16 protein-coding genes and 1 tRNA gene are annotated in these 14,762 nt (G+C 65.9%); 7 read left to right on the forward strand and 10 right to left on the reverse strand.

Translation table 11 applies throughout. The features are described from left to right. Positions 1 to 64: 64 nt before the first annotated feature. Both CAL13_RS13330 and CAL13_RS13335 read left to right on the forward strand, forming a co-directional pair. Complete coding sequence (locus CAL13_RS13330) at positions 65 to 940, forward strand: NAD(P)-dependent oxidoreductase (RefSeq protein WP_086072650.1); 876 nt, start codon at positions 65 to 67, stop codon at positions 938 to 940. Positions 941 to 943: 3 nt separating this feature from the next. Next, the gene (locus CAL13_RS13335) at positions 944 to 2,803 is read left to right on the forward strand and encodes an ABCB family ABC transporter ATP-binding protein/permease (RefSeq protein ID WP_086072651.1); all 1,860 of its coding nucleotides are present in this window, start codon (positions 944 to 946) and stop codon (positions 2,801 to 2,803) included. Between the two features lie 97 nt (positions 2,804 to 2,900). Here the strand turns inward: CAL13_RS13335 and CAL13_RS13340 are convergent, their stop codons facing one another. The 4 genes from CAL13_RS13340 to CAL13_RS13355 all read right to left on the reverse strand — a co-directional run bounded on the left by CAL13_RS13340 (position 2,901) and on the right by CAL13_RS13355 (position 5,394). Further along, positions 2,901 to 3,581: a nucleotidyltransferase family protein gene (locus CAL13_RS13340; RefSeq protein ID WP_198297848.1), complete on the reverse strand. Its 681-nt coding sequence runs from the start codon at positions 3,579 to 3,581 to the stop codon at positions 2,901 to 2,903. 82 nt (positions 3,582 to 3,663) lie between these two features. Further along, complete coding sequence (locus CAL13_RS13345) at positions 3,664 to 3,909, reverse strand: hypothetical protein (RefSeq protein ID WP_086072653.1); 246 nt, start codon at positions 3,907 to 3,909, stop codon at positions 3,664 to 3,666. A 131-nt stretch (positions 3,910 to 4,040) separates the two neighbouring features. Next, on the reverse strand, positions 4,041 to 5,159 hold the full coding sequence (locus tag CAL13_RS13350) for an AGE family epimerase/isomerase (protein WP_086073645.1): 1,119 nt from the start codon (positions 5,157 to 5,159) through the stop codon (positions 4,041 to 4,043). A gap of 10 nt (positions 5,160 to 5,169) precedes the next feature. Beyond that, on the reverse strand, positions 5,170 to 5,394 hold the full coding sequence (locus CAL13_RS13355) for a hypothetical protein (protein ID WP_086072654.1): 225 nt from the start codon (positions 5,392 to 5,394) through the stop codon (positions 5,170 to 5,172). A gap of 167 nt (positions 5,395 to 5,561) precedes the next feature. On the opposite strand from CAL13_RS13355, the gene hpaI reads away from it, so the two are divergent. Beyond that, positions 5,562 to 6,368 carry a 4-hydroxy-2-oxoheptanedioate aldolase gene (gene hpaI, locus CAL13_RS13360; protein WP_086072655.1) on the forward strand — a complete coding sequence of 269 codons (807 nt, stop codon included), beginning with the start codon at positions 5,562 to 5,564 and terminating at the stop codon, positions 6,366 to 6,368. 38 nt (positions 6,369 to 6,406) lie between these two features. After that, positions 6,407 to 6,817 carry a hypothetical protein gene (locus tag CAL13_RS13365; RefSeq protein WP_086072656.1) on the forward strand — a complete coding sequence of 137 codons (411 nt, stop codon included), beginning with the start codon at positions 6,407 to 6,409 and terminating at the stop codon, positions 6,815 to 6,817. 33 nt (positions 6,818 to 6,850) lie between these two features. Here the strand turns inward: CAL13_RS13365 and CAL13_RS13370 are convergent, their stop codons facing one another. Beyond that, positions 6,851 to 7,072 carry a hypothetical protein gene (locus CAL13_RS13370; protein WP_086057835.1) on the reverse strand — a complete coding sequence of 74 codons (222 nt, stop codon included), beginning with the start codon at positions 7,070 to 7,072 and terminating at the stop codon, positions 6,851 to 6,853. A 600-nt stretch (positions 7,073 to 7,672) separates the two neighbouring features. After that, positions 7,673 to 7,858, reverse strand: coding sequence for a glycine zipper 2TM domain-containing protein (locus CAL13_RS13375; protein ID WP_086072657.1), 186 nt, complete (start codon positions 7,856 to 7,858; stop codon positions 7,673 to 7,675). Between the two features lie 168 nt (positions 7,859 to 8,026). Here CAL13_RS13375 and CAL13_RS13380 point away from each other — a divergent pair, with 168 nt between their 5' ends. From CAL13_RS13380 to CAL13_RS13390, 3 genes are all read left to right on the forward strand, one after another. Then, the gene (locus CAL13_RS13380; protein ID WP_198297643.1) at positions 8,027 to 9,442 is read left to right on the forward strand and encodes an RAD55 family ATPase; all 1,416 of its coding nucleotides are present in this window, start codon (positions 8,027 to 8,029) and stop codon (positions 9,440 to 9,442) included. 34 nt (positions 9,443 to 9,476) lie between these two features. Then, a complete protein-coding gene (locus tag CAL13_RS13385) occupies positions 9,477 to 9,839 on the forward strand; it encodes a response regulator (protein WP_086072658.1) in 363 nt (120 codons plus the stop codon). Between the two features lie 220 nt (positions 9,840 to 10,059). Beyond that, a complete protein-coding gene (locus CAL13_RS13390) occupies positions 10,060 to 11,151 on the forward strand; it encodes a porin (RefSeq protein ID WP_086057839.1) in 1,092 nt (363 codons plus the stop codon). Between the two features lie 213 nt (positions 11,152 to 11,364). Here the strand turns inward: CAL13_RS13390 and CAL13_RS13395 are convergent. From CAL13_RS13395 to pheT, 4 genes are all read right to left on the reverse strand, one after another. Next, positions 11,365 to 11,441: transfer RNA gene (locus CAL13_RS13395), tRNA-Pro, on the reverse strand. A 42-nt stretch (positions 11,442 to 11,483) separates the two neighbouring features. Beyond that, a complete protein-coding gene (locus tag CAL13_RS13400; RefSeq protein WP_086072659.1) occupies positions 11,484 to 11,930 on the reverse strand; it encodes a MerR family transcriptional regulator in 447 nt (148 codons plus the stop codon). A 54-nt stretch (positions 11,931 to 11,984) separates the two neighbouring features. Then, a complete protein-coding gene (locus tag CAL13_RS13405; protein ID WP_086057840.1) occupies positions 11,985 to 12,314 on the reverse strand; it encodes an integration host factor subunit alpha in 330 nt (109 codons plus the stop codon). Between the two features lie 25 nt (positions 12,315 to 12,339). Continuing rightward, complete coding sequence (pheT, locus tag CAL13_RS13410) at positions 12,340 to 14,757, reverse strand: phenylalanine--tRNA ligase subunit beta (protein ID WP_086072660.1); 2,418 nt, start codon at positions 14,755 to 14,757, stop codon at positions 12,340 to 12,342. Between the last annotated feature and the right edge of the window lie 5 nt (positions 14,758 to 14,762).

A 14,762-nucleotide genomic window follows, 5' to 3' on the forward strand; every position in this document is an offset into this window, starting at 1 on the left:
CATCCCGGCGGCAAGGCGTGTACAGTCATCGGAATCCGGCCCAAACCGCAAGGAGGCTTTCCCGATGAAACCACGCGTCGCAATCGTCGCGCCCGGCGCCATGGGCAGCGCCATCGCGCAGCGGCTGAACGAACACGGATTCCAGGTATATACGTCGCTGACAGGCCGCAGCGCCGCCAGCGTGGCGCGCGCCCGGCAATGCGGTATGCACCATCGTCCGGATCCGGAATTGGCGCATGCCGACATTTTTCTGTCCATCGTCCCGCCGGCCGAAGCCATCGGTCTGGCGCGCCGCTTCGCGCCGCTGTTCCAGGCGCAAGGCCGCGCCCCGGTCTACGTCGATTGCAATGCCATCAACCCCGTCAACGCCCGCGAAGTCGGCCGCCTCATCCAGGAAAGCGGCGCGGCCTTCGTCGATGGCGGCATCATTGGCGGCCCGCCCCGCCCCGGCACGCCGGGGCCCGCGTTGTACTGTTCCGGCGCCGCCGCGCCCGCGGTGACCGCCTTGCGCGAAGGCGGCCTGCGCGTGCGCGTGCTTTCCGGCAACGCGGGCGATGCCTCCGCGCTCAAGATGTCGTATGCCGGGATCACCAAGGGCCTCGTGGCGCTTGCATCCACGATGATGCTGGGCGCCGTACGCAACGGGACCGCGCAAGCGCTGTACGACGAACTCGCCGAAAGCCAGCCGCACCTGCTCAAGCACTTCGCCCGCGCCGTGCCCGACATGTACGGCAAGGCCTATCGCTGGGTGGCCGAAATGGAGGAGATCGCCGGTTTTCTGGCGCCGGACGACACGGGACAGGACTTTTTCCGCAGCGCGGCCCGGCTGTACGAACGCCTGTCCCGCGACGATGGCCGAGGCGCGCAGGAGGTGGCCGCGCTCAGCGCCTTCCTGGCCGGCGGCGATGCCCCGGAACGCTCCCCCGCCGCCCCCGCCTGAGCCATGCCTCTATCCTTCTCCCGCGACGCATCCGGACGCGCCCCACGGGGCAGCATCGCCACGCTGCGGGCCCTCGGCCCTTATCTGTGGCCCGCCGGACACGCCAATCTCAAGGCGCGGGTGGTCGGCGCGGTCGTCTGCCTCATCCTGGCCAAGGCCGCTACCGTCTACACGCCGCTGCTTTACAAATCCGCGATCGACGCCCTCAGCCACGGCCGCGAAGCGGGCGCGGCGGCGCTTCCCGTCGGGCTGATCCTGGCTTATGGCGCCGCGCGCATCCTGTCGCTGCTGTTCTCGGAGCTGCGCGACGCGCTGTTCGCCAGGGTGGGGCAGCATGCGGTGCGCGAAGTCGGCCTGCAGGTGTTCCGCCATCTGCACGCCCTGTCGCTGCGTTTTCATCTGGGCCGGCATACCGGGGGCCTGACGCGCGCCATCGAGCGGGGCACGCGCGGCATCCAATCGCTGCTGCAATACCTGCTGTTCAGCGTATTGCCCACCTTTTTCGAGATCGGCCTCGTGTGCCTGCTGCTGTGGCATATGTTCGATGCCTGGCTGGCGCTGGCCACGGGCGTTACGGTGATCCTGTATCTGGCGTACACGTTGCTGATCACCGAGTGGCGCACCAAGTTCCGGCGCCGGATGAACGAGACCGATGCCGAGGCCAATACCAAGGCCGTGGAAAGTCTTTTGAACTACGAGACCGTCAAATACTTCGGCAACGAGGAACATGAAGCCCGGCGCTACGATGCGTCGCTTCAGCAATACCAGCGCGCCGCGGTCAAAAGCCAGGTCAGCCTGTCGCTGCTGAACACCGGCCAGGCGGTCATCATTTCCGTCGGCCTGACGCTGGTCATGTGGATGGCCGCGCGCGGCATCGCGCGCGGCCAATACACGCTGGGCGATTTCGTCCTGGTCAACACCTACCTGCTGCAGCTTTACGATCCGCTCAGCTTCTTCGGCTTCATCTATCGCGAGGTCAAGCAATCGCTCATCGACATGGAGCGCATGTTCGAACTGTTGGCCGAGGATCGCGAAATCCAGGATTTGCCCGGAGCGCCGGCGCTGCGGGTGCAAGGCGGGCAAGTGGAGTTCCGCCACGTGCGCTTCGGGTACGACCCGCGCCGGCCCATTCTGAAAGGGGTGGACTTCACCATTCCCGCGGGACGGACGTTGGCCGTGGTGGGACCCTCGGGCGCCGGCAAGTCGACCATCGCGCGCCTGTTGTTCCGCTTTTACGATGTGAACGACGGCGCCATTCTCATCGACGGGCAGGACATCCGCCAGGTGGCCCAGGCCAGCGTCCGCGCGGCGATCGGCATCGTGCCGCAGGACACGGTGCTGTTCAACGACACGATCCGCTACAACATCGCATACGGCCGCCCCGGCGCCACGCAGGCGGAGGTGGAAACGGCCGCACGCATGGCGCACGTGCATACGCTCGTCTCAAATATGCCCGATGGCTACGACACCATCGTGGGCGAGCGCGGCCTGAAGCTGTCCGGCGGCGAAAAGCAGCGGGTCGCCATCGCGCGCACCCTGCTGAAGAGACCGGCGCTGTTCGTCTTCGATGAAGCGACGAGCGCGCTGGACACGCATACCGAGCGTGAGATCCAGGCCAATCTGCGAGAGGTCAGCACGGGCCGCACGACGCTCATCATCGCGCACCGGCTGTCCACCATTGTGGATGCCGACGAAATCATCGTGCTGGACGATGGGCGCGTCGCGGAACGGGGCACGCATGCCTCCTTGCTGGCGCGCGACGGCGTGTACGCAAGCATGTGGCAGCGGCAGCAGCGCAGTGCGCTGCTCGCCCCGGCAGAGGGCCCGGCCTCCGGCGGGCGCACGGAAGACGCTGCGGCATGAATGAAGCACCGCGGGGATCAGATTTCCGGCACGGGTGCCGACGATGCCGCCGCCCAGGATCCGGTGGTTCTCCGCCCCGGCGGCCCTTGACGATTGCCTAGCGGAGGTCGCCGACCGTATCGACGTCGCGCAGCACGCCGGGGTCGTCGCATGACACCTCATGCACGCCTAGGCTGCGCAACAAGGCCCGCGCCCCTTCGTCGCCATCGAGCAAGGCGAGTTGCGGCAACAGGTCCCAGGCGAAAGCGACGGGATGGCCGCGCCGGCCGTGATGGACAGGCGCCGCGATGCGGTGGGCAGCGGCGGCCGTCGCCACCGCGCGCACGGCTCGAACCGGCACCCAGGGCATGTCGGCCAGCGCCACCACCACCCCGGCGGGGCGGCTCGAGGCCGATGCATCCGCCGCCGTGCCGTGCGTTTCCCCCACGGGGCCCGGTTGACGCTGTGCCGGGGGCATCGATGCCCCCGCAGCCTGGAGTGCGCGTGCCGCGCAGGCCAGGCTTGCCCCCATGCCGCGCACGGCGTCCGGCGTTTCCAGCACATCGCAACCCGCGTCCTCGAGCACCGCGCGCAACGCCGGCGCGCCGGGGCGGATCACCGCTATTACGGCGGGCAACGCCCGCAACAGGGTTTGGGCCGCGGCCGCGGCCACGGCACGCCCGTCCGGCAGCGTGGCAAGCAGCTTGTCCCCATCCGCCCCGCCAGCCGACGCGCGGAAGCGTTCACCCCGTCCGCCGGCAAGCAGCACGCCTGTAAAGCCGCTGGATAGTCGAATCATGTGCGCCGCGTCCATGCGGCGCAGTTTACTTGCGCCCGCCGGTGGCGGGGCCGCCCGCCCGGCAAGGCTTGCCGTCCAGCGGCTACTCGGGCAGGTGGTCCGGGATCCCGTTCTCGTCCACCCATTTCACGCTCGCCAGCGCGTTGCGCGCCGCGGACATGGCCTCGACGCCGCTGCGAAAGCGCCGGGACAAGTAGATCTCGAACGTCCGGGGCTCGGCGTCCGCGCCTTCCTTACGCGTTTCCATGAAGGCCCTGGCGGGTTCCCGCCCCTGAGGGGGGACCGAATACGCGTAAACGGTATAGCCGTTGATCAACTTCGGAGTCATCGCTGCTCCTGTTGGAACGAACCGGCCCGCGCCGGCGATGGCGCGCAGGATCGCAGAAAATCCAATAATCCGCAAGATTTCTCAACAAATAGAAACGCGCCCATCGCCATGGGCCGTGCCGCCCGCAGCGGTCAGCCCAATCCCGCTCCCGGCAGCGCGGCGTAGCAGGTCGCCAGGTGGTACGGCGTGGTCGATGGCATGTCGGTGCGCGCGAGACCTCCGGCAGCGTCCAGGGACTCATACCAGCCGCGTGCATGCAGGAAACGCTCGCGAAACCGTTCAAGCTGCCGCTTCAGATCCTGCAGCGATGCGGCATCCCCGCGCACCGCCAGGCTGCGCGCATATTCCGTCTGCGCCCAGATCCGTTGGGCGCCGTCAAGCACGCCCCCATCCAGGCCCAGGCTCGCGCACACCCCTTCCACGCCGGCCGACACGCCGTGCAGCCGCGCGTAATCCATGGCCCGCTCGCGCGAATGCCCCAACGGCGTCGCATCGAAAATGTCGGGCGCGCTTCTGGTCAGCGCATACCACTCGAACTGATGCCCCGGCTCGATGCGATTGTCCGGCTCGCGCACGGGAAGCTCGCAGATGCAACGCGACACCGGATCCTCGAAATGCCCGACGACCGCCTGGGCAATGCGGCGCAGCGCGGCCTCGTACTCGTGCGCGTCGTCCACCTCGCGCGCCGCCAGATACGCCTCGGTCAGATGCATGATCGGGTTCTGCAGTGCGCCTTGCCTGCCGCGGACGCCATCCGCCTCCAGCTGAGACCGGTACAGGCCTCCGGGCACGCCGAAGCGCGATTCGATCAGCGCCGTCGTTTCGCGCAACGATGCCAGCGCCCGGGCGTCCCGCGACCGCTTGTAATACGCCGCGCATGCGAACACGACGAAGGCATAGGTGTACAGGTCGTGATGCGTTTCCAGGGGCGCAGCGTCCGGGCCGATGCTATAGACCCAGCCGCCCGCCGCATGGCGGAAGCGCCGGTGCAGCGACTCGAACAAACGGCAGGCATGACCGAGGGCCGCCGGCGCCCGGCTGATGGAAAACACATACAGTTGGCGCGCGCACGCCATGGTGCGATAGCGTTGCGGCGGCAGGGGACGGCCGTCGGCGCTGTCCAGCGCCTCGTACGGCAGTCCCAATTCCGCGTTGAAGCCGCGGTCCAGCCACATCGGCAATATGACGCCGTCATAGTGCGCGCGCAGATTGTCGGCGATGGCCAGCAGCCCGGCGTCGTTAGGCCCCATGGCCAGCGGTTCAGGACGCACCGTACAGACCGCCGTGTTCCATATGCAGGGCCAGCCGGCCCTTATCGGTCACCACCAGCTCGCCGGCCGGACCGACTTCGATGCACCGCAAAGTGAGCAGCGCGTCGATGAAGCGCTGCGGAACGGCCTCGCCGCTTTCCTCGCCGCCCTGCTTTGCGGCGATCACGCCCAGCCAGTAGCCCAGCTCGCCCTTCTTGAATTGATGCAGCGCCATGCGGCTGCCTCCTGTCGCCGCCCACGCGGCATCCTGCAGTCCTCGACATCGTCCCGCCCGGCGGCCGGCGCGGCTCGGCCGCCGCGGCCTCGCGCCGGAGCGGCGCGGGTATCGCGTATTATCGTCGATCTCTTCCAACCCACACGGAGACAAGGGGTAGAGCCGGCATGGATATTCTCAGCAATTCGTTCAAACAGGCGCTGCGTGCGCGCAAACCGCAGATCGGTCTGTGGGCGACCCTGGCCCATCCCTATACCGCCGAGATCTGCGCCGGCGCCGGCTTCGATTGGCTGCTGATCGACGGCGAACACGCGCCCAACGAACTACAGAGCATGCTGGTCCAGCTGCAGGCCATCGCGCCCTATCCGGTCGCCCCGGTCATCCGCCCCCCCTGGAACGACTTCGTTCGCATCAAGCAGATCCTCGACATCGGTGCGCAGAATCTGTTGATCCCAATGATCCAGTCCGCCGAAGAGGCCGCTGCCGCGGTGGCGGCGGTGCGCTACCCGCCCGCGGGCATCCGTGGCATGGGAAGCGCCATCGCCCGCTCATCGCGCTGGAACCGCATACCCGACTATGTCCAGCGCGCCAACGATGAAATCTGCCTGCTGCTGCAGATCGAAACGCCGGCCGGCCTTGCCGCGCTGGACGACATCCTCGCCGTGGACGGTGTGGACGGCGTCTTCATCGGGCCGGCGGACCTGTCCGCCAGCATGGGACATTTGAACAACCCGGAACATCCGGAGGTGGCCGCCGCCATCGATGACGCCATCGGCCGCATCACGGCCGCCGGCAAAGCCGCGGGAATCCTGCACACCCGTCCCGAGCGGGCCAAGCACTTCCTTTCGCTGGGCGCCACCTTCGTCGCGGTCGGCGTCGATGCAAGTCTGCTTGCCCGCGCTGGCGAAGCGCTGGCCGCGCAGTTCGACCGCCAGCCGCGCTCGCCGGCCAGCCCTCAGGGCGGCCCGTATTGAATGCAATAATGCTGCCCTCTCGCCGCTTCGGAGGATTCATGAGTATTCGCACCAGGGGAGCAACGTCCTGCGCCGCCGCACGCGGCGCCGCGGCGCTTCCCGCGGCCCTGCTCGCTGGCGCGACGGCCGTGCTGCTGGCCGGATGCACCGCCGCCAACAGTCCTATCATCCCCACCGGGGAGCCCGGTCAATACACCCTGACCAGCCGGTCCGGGGGACTCTATACGTCCTGGGTCGAGCTCAAGCGCCAGGCCCTGGAACGGGCCAGATCCTATTGTGAATCGCAAGGTCAGAAAATGACCAAGCCGCAGGTGGCCTCCAACCACGCCACCGGCCTCGCGCGGGCGGAAACCTACATCACGTTCAACTGCGAGCCGATTCCGCAACCGAGGAACGCCGGCAAGGAAGAACAGGAAGGCGGCAACGCGGGGGCCGCCGGTTCGCGCTGAACGGCGGGCGGCGCCAGCCGCGCCCCGGCGCCGCTACGTGTCGAAGTTTTCGTCGATCCAATCCCTGGCCCACTGCTCGGCGTCCTTGCGCGCCAGTGTGGCGGTCTGAATGGATGCCCCCGGGTACGGCGGAAAGGCGAAGCCATTTACCGGTGTTCCGTCCTCGAGCATAGAGATGAAGATACGCGTCTGGTACAGGCCGTTCTTCGACGTTTCCACGCCGCACTCGATGATGAAGTTCTTGTACTGGATCATGGCTCGCTCCGTCGGGACAGGGGCAAGCGGCATGGCAACTGGATAATCCGGCGGGGCCCGCGACCTGCCCGCTATCCATGCCCGACGTGCCGGCGCTCACCCCTCCACACGCCGGACGCCTTAGTGCGCAACGCAATATTGCACCGCAAAGCCAATGCGCGGCTAGGCTGTAAATCCTTGCAAATGAAAGCGTCCCTGACAGACGACGCGCGCCCGCAAGCCCGGGCGCAAGGATGAACCATGCATCACCGGTTCTGCACATTGGGCTGATAGGAAACGGCAAAATCCGGGCGGCGGGGCGACACCGCGCCAGTCGAACTAATGTTTTGGTGGGCGCGGTCGGGGCGGCATATCCGTCGAACGGTGCAGGTGGAGTCGCGCCGTGAACCATACATTGGAATTAATACGGCATCGCGGCCGCCCGTCCATGGGATGACGCCGCGCGGCGTGGCGCCACGGCGGCCGCCGTCCGACGGCACCCGTGTTCCGCCATCCAAACGCCAGCCGGATAACGGGCGATCACCCGTATGTACGGCCACCGCGCTGCCCCGAATGGTTGCATTGCCCCGGCGCGGCTGGGCGCTCGCCCGCCAAAAGCGGTCAATCCTTGCCGATTTCGTGGCCGATCACCCCGCCCAGTACGGCGCCTCCGACCGTGCCCGCGGTGCTATGCGTGGTTTCGTGTCCGATGTAGCCGCCGGCCGCCGCACCTCCAACGGTACAGCCCCCGACAACCGTGGCGCTGACGGCCAGGGCCAGCGCCGCAAGGATACGCAATCGCTTCATATCAACCTCCTGATGACCAAGGGACCTCTTCCGTGCAAACGACGTTCCTACGCATCAGTTGATCAACAATCGTTTCACTTGACGTCCAATTCCAACATGCGGGAAACTTGCCCGGTCCGCCATTGCGCGGTGACGACTTGGAGGAAGGCAGTGCAGCATCTCGCACGTATGGCGAGTGGCATCGAAGGACTGGATCGGATATTGAACGGCGGGTTCATCGAAGGGGCGTCCTATATCATCCAGGGCCGTCCCGGGGCCGGCAAAACCATACTTTCCAACCAGATTGCTTTCGCCCACGCCGCCTCGGGCGCAAAGGTCCTGTACGTCACCCTGCTCGCGGAAAGCCATGAACGCCTGTTCCAGGCGATGTCCACGCTGGACTTCTTCGAGAAGGAGCGGCTGGGGCAGGAAATCATCTACGTCAGCGTTTTCCACGCCCTGCGTGAGGAAGGCCTTGGCGCCGTAGTGAAGCTGCTGCGCGAAGAAACGCGCCGCCACAACGCCACGCTGCTTATCTTCGACGGCCTGCTCAATGCGCGCGAACGCGCTGAGACCGATCTCGACGTCAAGACCTTCGTGGCCGAAGTGCAGGGGCAGGCCGGTTTCGTGGGCTGCACAGTGCTTTTCCTGACCAGCACCCGGCTTGACGACAGCAGTCCCGAACACACGATGGTCGATGGCGTGATCGACCTCAGCGAGGACATCTTCGGCGTACGCACCGTCCGCCAACTGCAGGTCCGCAAATCCCGCGGCAGCGCGGCCGTCGGCGGCTTGCATCAATACGAAATCAGCCAGCGCGGCATCACGATCTTTCCACGCCTGGAAGCGATGGAGTGGCCCCTAGTCGCGCCCTCCCCCATCACCCTTGCGAGCCGCGTGACCACGGGCAATGCCGGCCTGGATGCCCTGATCGGCGGCGGCCTGCCGCGCGGGTCGGTCACCATGCTGGCGGGCCCCACCGGGACGGGGAAGACGTCGCTGGGACTGCATTTCCTGAGCGCTGCAAGCCGCGATGAACCGGCCCTGCATTTCGGTTTCTTCGAAACGCAATCGTTGCTGCGGCGCAAGGCCGAGGCGTTGAACATCCGCTTGCCGGACGAACAGGGCCTGCACTTCGTCTGGAATCCGCTTGGGGAAAACCTGCTCGACAAACTGGGCCATCAACTGCTGGGGCACGTCACGGAGTACGGTGTCACGCGGGTCTTCATCGATGGAATTGGCGGGTTCGAGCGCGCGACCACCCAACCGGCGCGGCTGATCGAATTTTTCGCCACTCTCGCCAACCGATTGCGCGCACTGGGCGTGACCACGGTATTCACCTGCGAAGTCCGGGAAATCATCCAGAACGATCTGCACGCACCGTCGGCGCATCTTTCCGCCACCTTCGATAATCTCATCCTGCTTCGCGAACTCGAACAGGACCACGATTTGAAGCGGACGATCGCCGTACAGAAGATGCGGGACAGCGCCTTCGTTTCCAGCACGCGCCTGCTGCACATCACCGACCATGGCTTGCAGATTGGCGACCGCTTCGCCGACGCAGGTAAAACGGACGCGGCAGCCGACAACGTCAATGGGGCGTGACGATGATCGCTAACGCCGCGCGAGGCCTGTCGTCATGGCTTTGATCGTCGTCGCGGACGACGAGGTCCTGCTCGCCGAAATGCTGGCCGACCTCCTTGAGGACGCCGGCCACGAGACCGTTACGGCGCCGCACGGCAAGGCAGCGCTGGAGATCATGCGCGCGCGGCGGCCCGATCTTCTCATCACCGACTTCATGATGCCCCTGATGACGGGCCTCGAGCTGGCCGAAGCGGTGCGCGCCGACGGCGCAATGCAGAATCTGCCGATCGTACTGGTCACCGGCGCGCAAGGATTGCTGGCGCGGCAATCGCCCCGCCTGTTCAACGTCGTGGTGGACAAACCCTACGATCCGCGCGAATTGCTCGAACTGATCGAAGCCCTGCTGTCCACACCATAGAAACGCAAAACGGTTTGCGTTATCCACGCAACAGAATAGGGCTAACCCTGAAAGGCTGGCCCGGTTGTTTCCCCTATACTGCCCGCCGCTGCGGTAACTATTCTTGTCCAAGCCGGACGCGCAGCGACGAATCGAAAGATGACGCCACGGCCGCATGCCGTGCGCGCACGGCTCTGGAAACCGGCACAATCCGTGTCGTTGCCTGGGAGAGGGAGAAGCAATGAAGCATCCGACAATATCAAAAACCGCGATCGGCCTGGCCATCGCATGCGGGGCGGCCGCCGCCGCCCACGCCGAAACGAGCGTCACGCTGTATGGCATCGCCGACGCGAGCGTCCGCTATCTCAGCACCGGAGACGGCGGCCAGGGCGAAGGCAGCCGCGTGTCCATGGAAAACGGCGCGGTCACCAACAGCCGCTGGGGCCTGAGGGGCACCGAAGACCTGGGCAACGGCAATACCGCCTTCTTCCGCCTGGAAAGCGGTTTCAATCTGCAGAACGGCAACGAAAGCGATTCCGGCCGCCTGTTCAACCGGCATGCGTACGTGGGCTTGGACGGCGGCGAAGTCGGCGCCATCTCCCTGGGCCGCCAGGACACTCCCCTGTTCACCATCCTGGGCGACACGTTCGATCCGCTCACCGTGGGCAACTACGCGCAGAACTCCTGGCTGCCGGTCGCCATGTCGCGCGGCCGCTCCTCCGACGCCGTGCGCTATCGCAACAACAAGCTGGGCGGCTTCGATGTCATTCTGTCGTACGCCTTCGGCGACTCCTTCGAAGACCACAAGCTGGGGCAGCAGTACGCAGGCACCCTCACCTACACCACCGGTCCGTTGACCGTGGGCGGCGGCTACCAGTTGACCCGTTCCGAGACCAACTCAGATTACTCGCAGCGCGTCTGGAACCTGAATGCCGCCTACCGGCTGTTCGACAATACCCGTCTGTTCGTCGGCTACTTCAATGGCCGCGACGAAACCGGCTTCGTCAACGCCGTCATGGGCAATCCCAACGGCCCCACCAACGGCCTGGAGCGCAAGGACAACGGCTATTACGCCGGTGTGACCTGGCAACCCATGGGTACGCAATGGACCCTTACTGGCGCCGCCTATTTCGACACCAGCAAGAACCTGATGGAAGAAGGCGACAAGGGCAAGCGTTACGCCCTTGTCGCGCTGGCGGAATACGCGCTTTCCAAGCGCACCCAGCTGTACGGCACCGTGGACTACAACAAGGTCTACGACGCCGCGTCGGCGGAGATCTCCGGCCATTCCTCGCAACTTGGCGTGGCCACAGGCATCCGCCACATTTTCTGATCGGATCCGGCGCTCAAGAAACAAAGGCCTGCACAACGTGCAGGCCTTTGTTTTTGCGTGGAACCTGGCGGCACCGGAGGGCAAGCCGGCGCCGCGACTTGCCGGCATGATGGCCGCAACAGGCGGAGCCGCAATGAAAAAATGCGGCGAACCGACAACAGGAATGGAAAAGGAAAAGGGCTTACAGACCGAGATCTGTAAGCCCTTCATTTTTGGTCGGGACGGCGGGATTCGAACTCGCGACCCCTTGCACCCCATGCAAGTGCGCTACCAGGCTGCGCTACGCCCCGAAAGACCGAAAGTATATCAGATGTGGCGAGAACGTGCGCTGATCAGTTTGCGTCGCCAGCGGATATCGCGTCGGCTTCGCTGGCCCGATCGTCCGCATGCGGCTTGACGGTCGCCAATGCTTCGGCGAGCACGGCCGACACGCCGCACAACTCCGTACGCAAGGCCTGCATTTCAGCGCCGCTGAACCGCACGGCCGCATCCTGATCGTGAACGGCGTCACGGGCATCACCGAGCCGGTTGCGGGCGCCGCTGATCGTAAAGCCTTGCTCGTACAGCAGCGAACGGATGCGCCGTATCAGGAGCACTTCGTGATGCTGGTAATAGCGCCGGTTGCCGCGCCGCTTTACCGGCTTCAGTTGCGTGAATTCCTGCTCCCAATACCGCAGCACGTGCGGCTTGACGCCGCACAGCTCGCTGACTTCCCCGATCGTGAAGTAGCGCTTGGCTGGAATCGGAGGCAAGGTAACGGCAGGTTCTGTTCGAGTCATGTTTGGAACGTTGGCGGCAAGGCGGGGACGCGCAGGTCAGGCGGGACGGGCGTCTTATTCGGCCGGGGACGGCTCGGACGGCATCGGCGTGCGTTCGACGATACTCTTCAGCTTCTGGCTGGCATGGAACGTCACCACGCGGCGGGCGGCGATCGGTATGGTCTCGCCCGTCTTGGGATTGCGTCCCGGACGGGGCGGCTTGTCGCGCACCTGGAAGTTGCCGAAGCCCGACAACTTCACGGAGTCGCCGCGCGCCAGCGCGTCGCGGATCTCCTCGAAAAAGGTGTCGACGATGTCCTTGGCCTCGCGCTTGTTCAAACCTACCCGTTCGAACAGCAATTCGGCGAGTTCCGCCTTGGTCAAAGTGCGTGGCTCGGAAAGCATGGCTTCACATCCCCCTTCTTATCCCCTAGGCGCGCTGCCGCGCCCCATGGTCCTGCACCAGTCTGTCCCTCAGACGGGCCAGGCAGTCGGCGACGCGCGCCTCGTCCAGCGTTGCGTCAGTGTCCTGTAGCCAGAAGCGGAAAGCAAGGCTTTTTTCCTTAACAGAATCATCGACTTGCGACTTATCCCGCCATACGTCGAAGAGCCGGACGTCCTGCACGATCGCCAGCTGCGGGTCGGTGGCGACGGCTTGCGCCAGACTATCGAGCAGGGCCTGCGCCGGCAGCGCGGCATCCACCCACATTGCCAGATCGCGCACCACGACCGGTTGCCGCGAAAGCTCGCGCACAGCAGGCATGCGTCCCTGCAATAGCGTGTCCACATCCAGCTCGAACAGCACAGGCGCATGCGAAAGCTCTGCCTGTTGGGCCCAGCGGGGATGCAATTCGCCCAGCCAGCCCACCGGCTTGCCGTCCAGCGAAATACGCGCGCTGCGCCCGGGATGCAGGGCCGGATGCGCCGCGGCTTCAAATCGCAAGCCGCCCGCACGCACGCCGAACAGCGCTTCCACGTCCATCTTCACGTCGTAGAAATCGACCTGCCGCGTAGGCGCGCCCCACTGCTCTTCGACCGCCGGCCCCCAGGCAGCACCAGCCAGCTTTAGCGGCTGGCGTACCCCGGCCACTTCGAGCTCGCCATCGCGCACGTCCGCGTCGCGCAAGAACACCTTGCCCAATTCGAATACGCGCACGCGGGCCTGCTTGCGATTGGCGTTGTGCACGATGTTCGCGATCAGGCCGCCCAGCAGGCTGGACCGCATCACCGCCAATTGGCTTGCGATGGGATTGAGCAGCTTGATGGGATCGGTATTGCCCGCGTAGTCACGTTCCCAGTCGGCTTCGACGAAGCTGAAATTGATGACTTCCTGGTAGTCCAGCGCGGCCATGTGCCGTCGCAGAACGTGCGGGCTGCGCCGCGTTTCCGGCTGCATCCGCATCTTGGCCAGCGCCATGGGCGGCCGCGCCGGGATGCGTTCGAAACCATGGACGCGTGCCACTTCCTCGATCAGGTCTTCTTCGATATGGAGATCGAAGCGATACGACGGCGGCTGAACGACGAAGGTATCGCCTTCGACCGTATGCGGCAGGCCCAGGCGCGTGAAAATCTGCGCGACTTCCTCGCGCGGGACTTCGATGCCCAGCACGCGATGGCAGCGCGCCAGCCGCATGCGCACGGGTTGGCGCCACGGCACGTTGACGATACGGTCGTCGATGGGTCCGCAGGCGCCGCCGCAGATATCGACGATCAGGCGGGTAATGAATTCCAAATGTTCGGGAATGTGCTCGTAGTCCACGCCCCGTTCGAACCGGTGGCTGGCTTCGGAGCCGAACTTGTACCGGCGCGCCCGGCCCGCAATGGCTTCGGGCCACCAGAAGGCGGCCTCGACATACACGTTTTGCGTGTCGAGGCTGACCGCCGTGGCGTCGCCGCCCATGATTCCCGCGAGGCTTTCCACGGCATCGCCGGCGGCGATCACGCCGACGTCCTTGTCCAGCGCGATGGTCTGCCCATTCAGCAGCGTCAGCGACTCGCCTTCGCGCGCCCAGCGCACGGTCAGGCCGCCGGAAATCTTGTCCAGGTCGAATACGTGGGTCGGCCGCCCCAGCTCGAGCATCACGTAGTTGGAGATATCCACCAATGCCGAGACGGAGCGCTGTCCCGCGCGCTCCAGGCGTGTCTTCATCCACTGCGGTGTCGCGGCGCGCGCGTTGACGCCGCGAATGATGCGGCCGGCAAACCGGCCGCACAGATCCGGCGCCTGGATATCGACGGGAAGCACGTCGTCGAACTTCGGCGGCACCGGTTGCGCCGCCGGCGTCTTGAGTTCCGCGCCGGTCAGCGCCGCGACCTCGCGCGCCACGCCCAGGATCGACAGGCAGTCGGCCCGATTGGGAGTAAGTTTCAGCGTGATCAGGGTGTCGTCCAGATCCAGCGCCTCGCGCAGAGGCGTACCCGGCACGCTGTCGGCTGCCAGCTCCAGCAGTCCGGCGTGGTCCTGAGACAGGCCCAGTTCACGCGCGGAGCACAGCATGCCTGCGGATTCCACACCGCGCATCTTGGCCATGCCGATCTTCATGCCGCCCGGCAAGGCGGCGCCCACGCGCGCCAGCGGGACCTTCAAGCCGGCCGCCGCGTTCGGCGCGCCGCACACGATCTGCAGCCGCTGCCCGGAGCCGTCGTCCACCTGGCAGACGCGCAGCTTGTCGGCATTCGGGTGCGGGGCGATCTCGACGATGTGCGCCACCACGACGCCGGAGAAAGGCGGCGCGGCGGGTTGCAGTTCTTCGACTTCCAGCCCCGCCATGGTCAGGCGGTGCGCCAGTTCTTCGGTGTCGATAGCGGGATTGACCAGCGTACGCAGCCAGGATTCGGGAAATTGCATGATCG

Origin of the sequence: Bordetella genomosp. 9, from assembly GCF_002119725.1 — a bacterium.
In the GTDB taxonomy this organism is placed as follows: Bacteria; Pseudomonadota; Gammaproteobacteria; order Burkholderiales; family Burkholderiaceae_B; genus Bordetella_C.

Coding starts and splice junctions, on each gene's coding strand:
- CAL13_RS13330 (WP_086072650.1), top strand. CDS start 65: ATGAAACCACGCGTCGCAATCGTCGCGCCCGGCGCCATGGGCAGCGCC.
- CAL13_RS13335 (WP_086072651.1), top strand. CDS start 944: ATGCCTCTATCCTTCTCCCGCGACGCATCCGGACGCGCCCCACGGGGC.
- CAL13_RS13340 (WP_198297848.1), bottom strand. CDS start 3,581: ATGATTCGACTATCCAGCGGCTTTACAGGCGTGCTGCTTGCCGGCGGA.
- CAL13_RS13345 (WP_086072653.1), bottom strand. CDS start 3,909: ATGACTCCGAAGTTGATCAACGGCTATACCGTTTACGCGTATTCGGTC.
- CAL13_RS13350 (WP_086073645.1), bottom strand. CDS start 5,159: ATGGGGCCTAACGACGCCGGGCTGCTGGCCATCGCCGACAATCTGCGC.
- CAL13_RS13355 (WP_086072654.1), bottom strand. CDS start 5,394: ATGGCGCTGCATCAATTCAAGAAGGGCGAGCTGGGCTACTGGCTGGGC.
- hpaI (WP_086072655.1), top strand. CDS start 5,562: ATGGATATTCTCAGCAATTCGTTCAAACAGGCGCTGCGTGCGCGCAAA.
- CAL13_RS13365 (WP_086072656.1), top strand. CDS start 6,407: ATGAGTATTCGCACCAGGGGAGCAACGTCCTGCGCCGCCGCACGCGGC.
- CAL13_RS13370 (WP_086057835.1), bottom strand. CDS start 7,072: ATGATCCAGTACAAGAACTTCATCATCGAGTGCGGCGTGGAAACGTCG.
- CAL13_RS13375 (WP_086072657.1), bottom strand. CDS start 7,858: ATGAAGCGATTGCGTATCCTTGCGGCGCTGGCCCTGGCCGTCAGCGCC.
- CAL13_RS13380 (WP_198297643.1), top strand. CDS start 8,027: ATGGCGAGTGGCATCGAAGGACTGGATCGGATATTGAACGGCGGGTTC.
- CAL13_RS13385 (WP_086072658.1), top strand. CDS start 9,477: ATGGCTTTGATCGTCGTCGCGGACGACGAGGTCCTGCTCGCCGAAATG.
- CAL13_RS13390 (WP_086057839.1), top strand. CDS start 10,060: ATGAAGCATCCGACAATATCAAAAACCGCGATCGGCCTGGCCATCGCA.
- CAL13_RS13400 (WP_086072659.1), bottom strand. CDS start 11,930: ATGACTCGAACAGAACCTGCCGTTACCTTGCCTCCGATTCCAGCCAAG.
- CAL13_RS13405 (WP_086057840.1), bottom strand. CDS start 12,314: ATGCTTTCCGAGCCACGCACTTTGACCAAGGCGGAACTCGCCGAATTG.
- pheT (WP_086072660.1), bottom strand. CDS start 14,757: ATGCAATTTCCCGAATCCTGGCTGCGTACGCTGGTCAATCCCGCTATC.